Raw genomic sequence first — 12,295 nt, 5'->3', positions numbered from 1 at the left:
TTTCCATGACTTCCGATCAACCGATCCGCTGGGGCATCATCGGCCCCGGCACCATCGCCCGCACCTTTGCCGACGGCGTCGCCCATTCGCGCACCGGCAAGCTGGTGGCAATCGCCACCCGCAATCCTTCCAAGCCGGGACTTGCCGAAAACTTCCCCGGCGCCCGCATCGTCAACGGCTATGAGGCGCTGCTTTCCGACCCTGAGGTTGATGCGGTCTATATTTCTGTTCCCCATACCGGCCATGCCGAATGGGCGATCAAGGCCGCCCGCGCCGGCAAGCATATCCTGGTGGAAAAGCCGATCGCGCTTTCGGCCTATGATGCTGAAGCCGTTTACTACGAAGCCAAGAAGGCCGGCGTCTTTGCCGGCGAAGCCTTCATGTACCGCGTGCATCCGCAGACGGAGAAGCTGGTCGAACTCATCAAGAGCGGCGTCATCGGTACCCTGCGTATCATTCGCTCCAGCTTCGGCTTCAATATGGGCAGCTACCGGCCGGAGCACCGGCTATTCGCCAACGATACCGCCGGCGGCGGCATCCTCGATGTCGGCGGTTACCCGGTTTCGATGGCGCGGCTGATCGCCGGTGCTGAGGAAGGCAAGGCCTTCCTCGAACCGGAAAAGGTTTCGGGCGTCGCCCATCTCGGAGAGAGCGGCGTCGACGAATGGGCTTCCGCGGTGCTGAAGTTCCCCAACGAGATCATCGCCGAAGTCTCCTGCTCGATCATGGCACAGCAGGACAACGTGCTTCGCATCATCGGCTCCGAGGGCCGGATCGAAGTCGCCGACTTCTGGTTCGCCTCCGGTCACAAGGGCGGCATCGGCAAGATCGAGATCTTCAAGGGCGGCAAACAGGAAACGGTCGAGGTCAAGGAAGATCGCTGGCTCTATTCCTTCGAAGCCGATGCGGCGGGCGATGCCATCCGCGCCGGCAGAACCGAATTCAGCGCCCCTGGCATGAGCTGGGCGGATTCGATCGGAAACCTGCGCGTGCTCGACCAATGGCGCGCCTCGGTCGGCCTCGAATACGGCGTCGAGAAAGCCGCAAAGCGCACGGCCAATATATCAGGCGGCGCGGTCACGCGCGGCAGCACCATCCCGCGCCGTGAGATACCCGGTATCTCCAAGCCGGCCTCGGTCGTCACGCTCGGCTTCGAATTCTTCCCGAATTTCGCCGCCGCCTCGCTGACGCTCGATGCCTTCTACGAGGCCGGCGGCAATGCCTTCGATACAGCCTTTGTCTATGGCGCCGGAAAGACGGAGGCGATTTTCGGCGACTGGCACACCAGCCGCAAGGTTCCGCGTGAGGAGATCGTGCTGATTGGCAAGGGCGCGCATTCGCCGCTCTGCTATCCCGATATGATCGCCAAGCAGCTCGACCAGTCGCTCGCCCGGCTGAAGACAGACTATGTCGATGTCTATTTCATGCATCGCGACAATACCGACGTTCCAGTCGGCGAGTTCGTCGATGCGATGGATGCCGAAGTCAAGCGCGGCCGCATCCGCGGCATTTTCGGCGGGTCGAACTGGACACGCGCTCGTTTCGACGAGGCGATCGCCTATGCCGAAAAGACTGGCAAGGCGGCACCGGCGGCACTCTCCAACAACTTTTCGCTCGCCGAGATGCTCGACCCGATCTGGGCCGGCTGCGTCGCGGCATCCGATGACGACTGGAAGAAATGGCTGAACGATAAGCAGATCCCTAACTTCGCATGGTCGAGCCAGGGCCGCGGCTTCTTCACCGACCGTGCCGGCCGCGACAAGCGCGATGACGAGGAGATCGTGCGCGTCTGGTATTCCGAGCGGAATTTCGGGCGCCGCGACCGCGCCATCGAACTCGCCAACAAGCTCGGCCGCAATCCGATCCACATCGCGCTCGCCTACGTGATCGCCCAGCCTTTCCCGGTCATTCCATTGATCGGGCCGCGCACCATCGCCGAATTGGAGGACAGCCTCTCGGCGCTCGATATCAAGCTGACACCCGATCAGGTGAAGTGGCTGGAAGGCTGATGAACGAGGGAAAGGGCGCGGCTTCGCACCGCGCCCTTTCCATATCTACTTGCGCGTCTGCGACGCCTTCTTTCCGGCTGCGTCGTCCATGAGCTCGTACCACATGGCGTTGAGGACGGCGAAGGCGGCTGCCAGCGGCAGGCCCAGGATCCATGCGAAATACCACATCTTTTCGTTTCCCTCAGTAAGCGTGGCTGTTTTTGTCGGTGACGGATTTGTCGGTGACGGATTTCTCATCGACCTTGCCCCACAAAACCTTGTAGACCCAGGCCGTGTAGGCAAAGATGATCGGCAGGAAGATTGCCGACACCGCCAGCATGATGAACAGCGTCATATGGCTGGAGGACGCATCCCAGACCGTCAGGCTCGATCGCGGATCGAGTGAGGAGGGCAGGATGAACGGGAACATCGACAGGCCGACCGTCGAGATGATGCCAAAGATCGCGAGTTTGCTGAAGAGCAGCGTCATCACCTCGCGTCTCGCCCGCATGGCGATGAAAGCCAATGCCGCGCCGACGAAGCCGAGAACGGGCGCGACGATCATCCAGGAATGGGCGGTGTAATTGGCAAGCCATGCGCCGTGCTCGAGCACCACCGTCTTCAGGAGTGGATTGGAAGGGCCGATCGGGCTGATATCGCTGGTAACGCGATAGCCGCCAACGCCAGTCCACAGGAAGAGGCCGCCAAGGGCAAAGAGCACGATGGCGGCAAGGGCGGCGATACTGCCATACCTTCTGGCGCGCTCCGCAACCGGGCCGCTCGCCTTCAGCACCAGCCAGGCCGCGCCGTGCATCGTCAGCATGGCGACGGAGAGCAAGCCGCAGAGCAAAGCATAGGCGTTGAGCAGAGCAAAGAACGAGCCTTCGTAGAAGATCCGCATGTCGTCGGCAAAGCGGAAGGGCACGCCCAGCAGCACGTTGCCGACGGCAACGCCGAAGATCAGCGCCGGCACGAAGCCGCCGACGAAGAGCGCCCAATCCCAGCCGTTGCGCCAGGCGGCGCTTTCCCGTTTCGACCGGTATTTGAAACCGACCGGGCGCAGGATAAGCGCGAAGAGGATCGCAAACATCGCGAGATAGAAGCCCGAGAAGGAGACCGCATAGAGCGGTGGCCAGGCGGCGAAGATGGCGCCGCCGCCGAGGATCAGCCAGACCTGGTTGCCTTCCCAGGTGGCGCCGATGGTGTTGATCGCGACGCGCCGTTCCGTATCGGTCCTGGCGACGAAGGGCAACAGCGTGCCGACTCCGAGGTCGAATCCGCCGGTTGTCGCAAAGGCGATCAGCAAGACGCCGAGCAGCAGCCACCAGATGATGCGCAGGGTTTCATAATCGAGGAGTTCATGGAGAATCATGGCAGGTCACTCCGCGGCCGGGACGAGGGTTTCGGAAATCAGGACGGCTTCCGGCTCGTCGTCCGGTTCCGGTCCCTGGCGGATCGCCTTGATCATCAGGCTCATCTCGATGACGATCAGCACCGTGTAGAGCGCGGCAAAACCGATGATCGTCAGAAGCACGGTGCCGGCGCCGAGGCTGGAGACGGCTGCCGCCGTCGGCAGCACGCCTTCGATCACCCAGGGCTGGCGGCCGAATTCGGCGACGACCCAGCCGAGCTCGATGGCGACCCAGGGAAGCGGGATCGCCAGCACGGCAATCCGCAGCAGCAGCGGATATTTGTCGAGATGGCGCCGCGCCGACAGCCAGAAGAAGGTTGATGTCAGGAGGATGAAGAAGACGCCGAGCCCAACCATGATGCGGAAGGACCAGAAGAGCGTCGGCACATGCGGGATCGTATCACGCGCCGCCTGAACGATCTGAGCGTCGGTCGCCTGGCGGGGATCGTCGACATAACGCTTCAGCAGAAGCGCGTAGCCGAGATCATGGCCGAGATCCTCGAAGGAGGTGCGCACTTCCTGCGCAACCTGATCCTGCGTCGGCGTTGCGCGGATCTGCATCAGAGCGTCGTAAGCTCTGATGCCGCCGCGGATGCGGGCTTCGGCTTGCTGTTCGAGCTTGTCGATGCCGGGGATTTCCGTCGTCAGCGATCGTGTGCCGATCAAACCCATGACCCACGGGATATGCACGGCGAAATGTGTCTCGCGCGCTTCCTGATCCGGAAAGCCGAACGCGGTGAAGGCTGCCGGAGCCGGCTCCGTCTTCCACATGCCTTCGATCGCGGCGAGCTTCATCTTCTGATTTTCGGTTGCGAGATAACCGCTCTCGTCACCGAGCACGACGACGGACAGCGCCGAGGCAAGGCCGAAGGAGGCGGCGACCGTCATCGAACGCTTGGCCAGTTCGATATGCCGACCCTTGAGGACATACCAGGCCGAGACGCCGAGCACGAAGATCGACGCACAGACATAACCCGCCGAGACCGTGTGGACGAATTTTGCCTGGGCGACCGGGTTGAAGACGACGTCGAAGAAGCTTGTGATCTCCATGCGCATCGTCTGCGGATTGAGCGCCGATCCCACCGGGTTCTGCATCCAGCCATTGGCGATGAGAATCCAGAGGGCGGAAAAATTCGAGCCGAGCGCCACAGCCCAGGTGGCGACGAGATGGCCGACCTTCGACAGCTTGTCCCAGCCGAAGAAGAACAGCCCGACGAAGGTCGCCTCGAGGAAGAAGGCCATCAGGCCCTCGATCGCCAGCGGCGCGCCGAAGATGTCGCCGACATAATAGCTGTAATAGCTCCAGTTCATGCCGAACTGGAATTCCATGACGATGCCGGTGGCCACGCCGAGCACGAAATTGATGCCGAACAGCGTGCCCCAGAATTTTGTCATCTGCCGCCAGATCTGACGACCGGTCATAACATAGACGGTTTCCATGATCGCGAGCAGCACGGATAGGCCAAGCGTCAGCGGCACGAACAGGAAGTGGTAAAGCGCCGTCAGCGCAAATTGGAAGCGCGAAAGTGCTACGATATCTAGTTCCATTGTCTTTCTCCCACGGTCCCACGGGGTACGGAGCGTTCCTCAGCGCCGGCCGGCGCGTGAGGGCATGCGGGTCTTGCTCAGTCCGACCGAAGCCGGTCGAGCGCCTTTTCGAACGCCGCCTCCCCACGGCACGAAATTTCCGAAATACGGCCGCCTTCAATGACGGCGACGCGGTCGGCAACCGCAGCCTCGCGGCGGATATGCGTTGCGATCACCAGCGAGCGGCCTGCCGCCATTAACGACAGCCGTGAGAGCACATCGCGGGCGGTGGCGCCATCGAGGCCTTCGGTCGGCTCGTCGAGCAGCCAGAGCGGCGTGTCGCGCAGGAAGAGCCGGGCAAGCGCCAGCCGGCGCGACTGGCCGCCCGAAAGTCCAAGCCCACCCTCGCCGAGCCTTGTGTCGACCTCCTGTGGCATGGCCTCGATTGCGGCAAGCAGGCCGGCGGCGGCGAGCGCTTCGCGAAGGCGGGCCTCGCTCGCATCCGGGTTCGCAAGAAGAAGATTGCCGCGCAGGCTATCCTCGAAGAGTTCAGTCCGTTGCGTCAGCAAGGTCGCCCTCATCGCGGCGACGCATCCTTTGCTTGCCGGCAACTCGCGGGAAAGCAGAGCGAGCAGGCTCGACTTGCCGGCGCCGCTGCTGCCGATAACGGCAAGGCGTTCGCCCTGCTTGAGCACCAGGTCGATGTCCTCCAGCGCCGGCACGGCGGAATTCTCATGGAAGGCGGACACGCCGGCCAGGCAAAAGGCGTGTCCCGGCAGCGGCGTCGCTGGCGGTTGGGTCTCATCAGCGACGGCAAGCCGCGGTGCGATGCGTCTTGCGGCCAGCAGCGTCCGCCCGAGTTCCAAAGCGCCGCGGCGGAGCGCCGCGAAGGGTTCGACCGCCGCAAAGGCGACGAGCAGGCCGAGGGCTGCGACAGGCGCGCTAATCGCCTTCGTTTCCGCAAGGGCTGCGACGGCAAGCAGCGATGCCGTCAGCAGCAGGGTGGAGACGATGCCGAAGCCGAATGTCAGACCGGTTTCGACGCGGTTCAGCCGATCATCGGCACGAGCGGCATAGCTGTCGGCGGCAGCGATCGCGCTCGTCTGCGCCTCAAGCCGGCCGGCCATCAGCAGGTCGGTCTGGCCGGCGACGAGATCGATCGTCCGCGACCGCAGCGCCTCGATGCCATGGGCGCGCCTGCGGGCCGGTTTGCGCGCAACACGGCCCGCGATCAATGGCAGGCCAAGGCCGGCGGCGGCGAGAAAGAGGCCGAAACACAGGCCGAACAGGGCATGCATCAGGCCCAGCACCACGCTCGCAGCCAGTGTTGCGCCGATCGCGACAGCAGCCGGCACGAGAATGCGCAGATAGAGGGAATCGAGCGCATCGATATCGGCCGTCAGCCGGAACAGCAACCGCGCGGGGCGGTGCAAGAGAGCGCGGGCAGCACCCGGTTCGGCAAAGCCGCGAAACAGCCTCTCGCGCAGCGCGGCAAGCACGCCGAGTGTTGCATCATGGGTCGCAAGCCTCTCACCGTAGCGTGCCGCGGTCCTGACGACGGCGAGCAGGCGGATGCCGGCGGCCGGCGCAAAAACGTCGAAGGTCATGGCCGCCGCGGCCGATAGCCCGGCAAGGGCAGTGGCGGTGACGAACCAGCCGGAGAGTCCGAGCAGCGCGATCCCTGCTGTCACCGTTGCCGCCGAAAGCACGGTGCCGACGAACAGCGTGCGCCGGCGTTCAGCGAAAAACAGACGAAGGATCGGCTTGATGTCTGCAACAAAGAAGCTCATTCGGCCGCCTCCCTCATGGCGAAATCGGCATCGATGCGGATGGCGCGATGCATGCGGGCGGCGAGCAGCGGATCATGCGTCGCGACGATGAGGGTACGACCCCGCGCTAGCGCGAGCAGGCTCTCGGTCACATCAGCCGCCGTGTCGGCGTCGAGATGGGCGGTCGGCTCGTCGGCCAGGATGATCTTCAGATCCGGATTGCAGGCAGCACGCGCGATCGCAAGCCGCAGCGCCTCGCCGCCAGAAAGCCCGATCCCGCCTTCGCCGAGCGGCCGGCTGCCATAGGCGTCGGCAACCTTTCCGAGCTTGGCGGCGGCAAGCGCGTCCGCCACGTCACCAGGTGAGATACCGGGCCTGCCGAGTGCGATATTGCCTGCGATGGTACCGGCAAAGATATGCGGCTTTTGGCCGATCCAAGCCATCGCGCCCCGCAGCGTGGCGGCGGTGTCATCTCCGAGTTCGACGCCGCCGATGACGATGCGACCGCCGACGCAGGGCGCCAGTCCCGATATCAGCGAAAGAAGCGTTGACTTGCCGGAGCCGCTGACACCAAGCAGCGCCAGATGTTCGCCGGCGGCGATATCGAGATTGAACCCGTCGAGAACAAGCGGCCCGTCGGCCCCATAACCAAAGGCGAGATTCTCAAGTCGGATGGCAGGCGCCTCGGTGCTGGCGAGAGCCGCCGGTTCGGCCGACCCCCGAATGGACAGACCTTCGGCGGCAAGCGCGTCCAGGGCTTTCAGCGCCGCTTCGCCGGCCGCCCGGTCGTGCCAGACGGCCGAGAGTTCGCGCAGCGGCTCGAAGAAGGCCGGCGCCAGCAGCAGCACGAACAGTCCCTCTGTCAGGTCGAGCCGTCCTGTCCAAGTGCCGAAACGGATTTCGCCGAGCAGGCTGAAGCCGACATAGACGGCAACCATAGCCACGCCGAGCGCTGCGAAAAGCTCGAGCACGGCGGAGGACAGAAAGGCGATCTTCAGCACGGACATGGTGCGCGCGCGCAGCGATTTCGCCTCGCGACGCAGCCGCAGGGCCGTTGTATCGACCGCGTCCAGCGCACGGATCGTCGTCAGTCCGCGCAGGCGGTCGAGCAGGAAGCCGTTGAGACCGCCGGTCGCGACGAGCTGTTTTGCGCTGGCCGCCTGGGCACGCCAACCGATCAGCGCCATGAAGATCGGAATCAGCGGCGCCGCAAACAGCAGGACCAGCGCGGCGATCCAGGAGACGGGGAGGATAAAGACAAGAATGACGAGCGGCACAAGGCTCGCTTTCACACGCGCCGGCTGGAAGCGGGCGAGATAGGGCACGATGAGTTCGGCCTGTTCGCCGATGACGCTCGCGGCCTTGCCGGATGCCGGACGGCGGCGGTCGGCCGGCGACGACAGAGAGAGGGAAGCGGCTGCGGCCTGCCGCTTCCGGCTGAGGTCGCTCCGCGCGGCGCAAAAGGCCAGGCGACCGCCAGCCGCGTCAAGACCGCTTCTTACCAATCCGAGAACGAGGATGCCGAAGGCCGGCCAGAGAACGTCATGCAGCCCGCCGTCATCGGCGATCCAGCCGACGGAGACGGCCAGCAGCGCAGCCTGTGGGATCCAGATGGCGGCGGCCAGCGCCTGCAGCATCGCCGAATTGCGCAGCCGGCCTTTACCCGCATCGGCGTGTGGCGGCGCGACCTCTCCAGCCCTCGGCCGTCCATCTGCTTCGTTTGTCGCGTCGAAGAAAGCAGTGCCCATGCCGCTAACTCTTGTTCGCAGGATTCGGCCGGCGGCTGCGCCCGAGCGAGATGACCCGGTCCTTGGCCTCCAGAAGCTTCGTCACTTTCGCGCCCAGCGAGAGTAGCGTTGCGAGCCTTTCTGTTTCAAGTTGTTTTACGTCTTCATACCAATGCGTCAGCTGTTCGATCAGCGTATGCATCTCGCCCATGCGCTCCTGCGCATAGCGCTCGGTTTCGCTTGCCGGGCGCTGCATCAGGATTTCGCGCAGAACCGACAGCGTCGGGTCGACCTCCCGCTTCTTCCGCTCCTCGGCAAGCGTCCTCAATATCTGCCAGACATCATCGGGTGTGGTGAAGAAATCGCGGCGATCGTCCGGCTTGTGTTTGAGAAGGACGAGGTTCCAGGCCTGCAGCTCGCGCAGGCTCATCGACACATTGGAGCGCGAGATGCTGAGGGAATCGGCGATCTCCTCGGCGCAGAGCGGCGCGGGGGAGACGAATAGCAGGGCATAGATCTGGCCCACCGTACGATTGATCCCCCAGCGCGATCCCATTTCGCCGAAATGGAGAACAAAGGACTGAACGAGAGGCGGAAGGTTCATGACAATTTCCGTTGCGTCTGTGATTTCAGAAATTTCTGAAATTACTATACAGAGTTTTACCTCCCGGCGACAATCAGCAAGAGGCGCCCTGCGTCAATTTGGATATTGTCAATTCACGCGTCGGATTGACCGTAGCGGATTACGCGGCGCAAGCCTGCGGTTCGTCATCGCAATAATGCAAAACTATGCCCGGCATTGCGTCGCGCATGCCGAGCTTAATTGTCTGAGCGAGGTGCGTCAGCTGCGTATCGGCTTCTTGCCGAGATGCGGACAGATCAGATCAGACCGGCCAGGATGCCCAGTCCCGAGATAGCGGCAAGGCCGCCGGCCGCCCGCGTGACGAAAACGCCTTGGCGCTCGCCGGCGTGGCCGATCACGTAGCCAAGCGCGAGGCCGGCGCCATGCAGCAGTCCGGTTGCCATCATGAAGCCGGCGGCATAGGCGGCGCCGGCAGCATCCTCCGGCATTTCGGCGCCGTGCGCATGGCCATGAAAGATGGCGAAGAGGCCTGCCATGCCGAACGCCGCGGCGAGCGGCGCCCTGACATTGATTGCAATCATGCCCCCCAGAACGACGACGGAAAGCGCAATGCCTGTCTCAACGAAGGGAAGATCAACGCCGGCAACGCCGAGAGCACCGCCAAACGCCATCATCGAGACGAAGGTCAGCGGCAAGAGCCAGATGGCGCGGCCGCCGAGCTGGAACGCAACCACACCGACCATCACCATGGCAAGGACATGATCGAGGCCGGACATCGGATGAGCAAAGCCATGACCGAAGCCGGCAGCGTCACCGACGGCAGGATGGGCGGAAGCGACAGCCGGCAGCGCTGCGGCAGCCAAGGCAAGCAGGCCGCTTTTAAGTATTGACTTCATGGTTCGTTTCCTTTGCTTCGACTTCCTGCCGCGGCGAGGCGCCCAAATTGGATGCCTCAAGCTAATTCAGGCAGTTCGAACCGTCAACAGAGAAACCATGAATAGCGTGAGAATTCAATTGCTTATCTGATAGGCAAATGCCGCTTTCAATTGCGTCGGCCACTCATGATCAGCGACGATCAAAGGTTTGCTCTCCAATTTCTCCTCCGCCAACTGGAAACGGCCGCAGCCGGAGGTTATCAATTCTCCAGCCGAGGCAACACAAGCCGCCTGCGACGGAGGAGATGCCGATGACAAATACCGAACGGCCGCTGGCGATCAGCGCGCCCGAGCCGCGCACGCTCGATCTGCTCTTCAGCGATAAGGCACGCGTCGAACTGCATGCGAAATACGAGGTTGTCGAAGCCGATCCGGAGAACATCGCCGGGCTTGGCGACGGGATCCTCGGCAGAGCGCGCTATGTGATCGGTCAGCCGCCGCTCTCTGCGGAAACGCTCGCCAGAATGCCGGCTCTACGCTCGATCCTCAACGTCGAGAGCAACCTTCTCAACAACATGCCCTATGACGTGCTCTTTCAGCGCGGCATTCATGTCGTGACGACGGGCCAGGTTTTCGCCGAGCCGGTGGCCGAAATCGGTCTCGGCTTTGCGCTGGCCCTGGCGCGCGGCATCGTCGATGCGGATGTTGCCTTCCGCGAAGGCAGCGAGCTCTGGGGCGGGGAGAGCAATGCGAGCGCGCGGCTGATGGCCGGTTCCGAGATCGGCATCGTCGGTTTCGGCGATCTTGGCAAGGCGCTGCGCCGCGTGCTTTCCGGCTTCAGGGCACGCATCAGGGTCTTCGATCCATGGCTGCCCCGCTCGATCCTCGAGGAAAACGGCGCCGAGCCCGCGAGCCTGGAAGATGTGTTGACGAAGAGCGATTTCGTCTTTGTCGTCGCAGCCGTCACCAGTGAAAACAGGGGATTTCTCGGCGCCGAGGCCTTTTCCAGCATGCGCAGGGGAGCGGCCTTCATCCTGCTCAGCCGCGCCGACGTCGTCGATTTCGACGCATTGATGGCGGCCGTTTCGTCAGGCCATATCGTCGCGGCAAGCGACGTCTACCCTGAGGAGCCGCTGCCGCCTGATCATCCGGTACGCAGCCTGAAAGGCTTCATCCGCTCGGCACACCGGGCCGGTGCGCTCGACAGCGCCTTCAAGAAGATGGGCGATATGGTGCTCGAGGACATGGACCTGATGGATCGCGGCCTGCCGCCGATGCGCTGCAAACGCGCCGAACGCGAGACGGTCTCTCGCATGCGTTCAAATCCGGTCGCGGTCAACTAAAATGCCGCCCAAGCTGGCCGGCAGCTTGGGGGGCACAAACAGAGGCGTTGTTTTAAGCGGCGCGCTGGCCGGCGCCCTGGATCGCAGCGAGCTTCCAGTCCGCGCCGGACTTGCGCACGAAGGTCCAGATTTCGGTGCTTTCGCTCGGACGGCGGTCGTCGCCGGAAACGACACGACCGCTGTCTCGTTCGACCATGGCATCGATCGAGGAATAACGCATGGCGAGCGTCGCATAGTCCTGGCCGTTCTCGCGCCAGGCTTCGGCAATATCGCCCTGCAGCAGCTTGACGTCGGAGACACGGTTGCGCACGCCGTTGGTGGCGTTTTCTCCCAGTTCCTCGGCAAGGTAGGACATTGCCTCGGGCGTCGTCAGCCGGCGCAATGCGCCATAATCTTCGGCGCCATAAGCGGTCTGCACGCTCGTCAGCAACTCCTCGAACTGGTCGAGATCAGCCTGAGCCAGCCCGATCTCGTCGCTCGGGCGATTGCCGCGCGACGGTCCGCCGTAACCGGCGCCCGAGCCGATCGCCGGGATCTGGAACGACGAATTGTTGGTGGGCGACATGTTGAAGGACTGGCCGTAAGACCGGTTCTGACCGCCGACGCCGTAAGAAGGCTGGCGGCGGTTGGCGAAATAACGCATGGCGAGCATGATGGCGCCGCCGATCAGAGCGATCTGCAGCAGCATGCCGAGGAAGCCGAAGCCGCCGCCGAAACCGTGGCCAAGCAGCATGCCGAGGAGACCGCCGGCGATCAGACCGCCGATCATCGAACGGCCGAAGCCGTTGAAGAAACCCGGGCGTTGCTGGGCGTAGCCGGGCTGCTGCGTGCCATAAGGTGCGGTCGTTTGCGGGCGCGGCGTCATCGAGCGTTCAATGGGGGCAGCCGGGGCAGGCGCCGTGCGGGTAATCGGAGGCGCGCTGAAAGTACGGGTCCCACGGCTTCCGAACCCGCCGAAGCCGCCGGCGCGGCGCGCATCGGCATCGCTGATCGTGGCAAAAACGGTAGCGCTCGTCAGTACGGCAATGGCCGCCATCTTGGCAAAACGCGAAACGGCACTCGGCATTTCTGG

Annotated in this window: 10 protein-coding genes; 2 read left to right on the top strand and 8 right to left on the bottom strand. The window is 63.6% G+C overall.

Annotated features, from left to right (window positions below; genetic code table 11):
- The first annotated feature begins 5 nt into the window (after window positions 1-5).
- Window positions 6-2,009 (top strand): aldo/keto reductase, encoded by a 2,004-nt coding sequence (locus AMK02_RS21600; protein ID WP_064806615.1) that lies wholly within the window; start codon window positions 6-8, stop codon window positions 2,007-2,009.
- Between the two features lie 45 nt (window positions 2,010-2,054).
- Here AMK02_RS21600 and cydX read toward each other — a convergent pair whose 3' ends face one another.
- The 7 genes from cydX to AMK02_RS21565 all read right to left on the bottom strand — a co-directional run bounded on the left by cydX (window position 2,055) and on the right by AMK02_RS21565 (window position 9,901).
- Window positions 2,055-2,177 carry a cytochrome bd-I oxidase subunit CydX gene (gene cydX, locus AMK02_RS21595; RefSeq protein ID WP_064806613.1) on the bottom strand — a complete coding sequence of 41 codons (123 nt, stop codon included), beginning with the start codon at window positions 2,175-2,177 and terminating at the stop codon, window positions 2,055-2,057.
- A 13-nt stretch (window positions 2,178-2,190) separates the two neighbouring features.
- Window positions 2,191-3,360, bottom strand: a complete 1,170-nt coding sequence (gene cydB, locus AMK02_RS21590; RefSeq protein WP_064806611.1) for a cytochrome d ubiquinol oxidase subunit II — start codon at window positions 3,358-3,360, stop codon at window positions 2,191-2,193.
- A 6-nt stretch (window positions 3,361-3,366) separates the two neighbouring features.
- Complete coding sequence (locus tag AMK02_RS21585; protein ID WP_064806609.1) at window positions 3,367-4,947, bottom strand: cytochrome ubiquinol oxidase subunit I; 1,581 nt, start codon at window positions 4,945-4,947, stop codon at window positions 3,367-3,369.
- A 77-nt stretch (window positions 4,948-5,024) separates the two neighbouring features.
- Window positions 5,025-6,716, bottom strand: a complete 1,692-nt coding sequence (locus AMK02_RS21580; protein ID WP_064806607.1) for an amino acid ABC transporter ATP-binding/permease protein — start codon at window positions 6,714-6,716, stop codon at window positions 5,025-5,027.
- Complete coding sequence (gene cydD / locus AMK02_RS21575) at window positions 6,713-8,443, bottom strand: thiol reductant ABC exporter subunit CydD (RefSeq protein ID WP_064806605.1); 1,731 nt, start codon at window positions 8,441-8,443, stop codon at window positions 6,713-6,715. The genes AMK02_RS21580 and cydD overlap by 4 nt, the downstream gene beginning before the upstream one ends.
- A gap of 4 nt (window positions 8,444-8,447) precedes the next feature.
- The gene (locus AMK02_RS21570) at window positions 8,448-9,026 is read right to left on the bottom strand and encodes a GbsR/MarR family transcriptional regulator (protein ID WP_064806603.1); all 579 of its coding nucleotides are present in this window, start codon (window positions 9,024-9,026) and stop codon (window positions 8,448-8,450) included.
- 275 nt (window positions 9,027-9,301) lie between these two features.
- Window positions 9,302-9,901 (bottom strand): HupE/UreJ family protein, encoded by a 600-nt coding sequence (locus tag AMK02_RS21565; RefSeq protein ID WP_064806600.1) that lies wholly within the window; start codon window positions 9,899-9,901, stop codon window positions 9,302-9,304.
- Window positions 9,902-10,191: 290 nt separating this feature from the next.
- On the opposite strand from AMK02_RS21565, the gene AMK02_RS21560 reads away from it, so the two are divergent.
- The gene (locus tag AMK02_RS21560; RefSeq protein WP_064806665.1) at window positions 10,192-11,223 is read left to right on the top strand and encodes a hydroxyacid dehydrogenase; all 1,032 of its coding nucleotides are present in this window, start codon (window positions 10,192-10,194) and stop codon (window positions 11,221-11,223) included.
- A gap of 52 nt (window positions 11,224-11,275) precedes the next feature.
- Here AMK02_RS21560 and AMK02_RS21555 read toward each other — a convergent pair whose 3' ends face one another.
- A complete protein-coding gene (locus tag AMK02_RS21555; protein WP_064806598.1) occupies window positions 11,276-12,289 on the bottom strand; it encodes a Tim44 domain-containing protein in 1,014 nt (337 codons plus the stop codon).
- Window positions 12,290-12,295: the final 6 nt, after the last annotated feature.

Origin of the sequence: Rhizobium sp. N731 (assembly GCF_001664145.1) — a bacterium.
In the GTDB taxonomy this organism is placed as follows: Bacteria; Pseudomonadota; Alphaproteobacteria; order Rhizobiales; family Rhizobiaceae; genus Rhizobium; species Rhizobium esperanzae.
The sequence above is the reverse complement of the archived record's forward strand: the minus strand, read 5'-3'. Positions and strand labels throughout refer to the sequence as shown.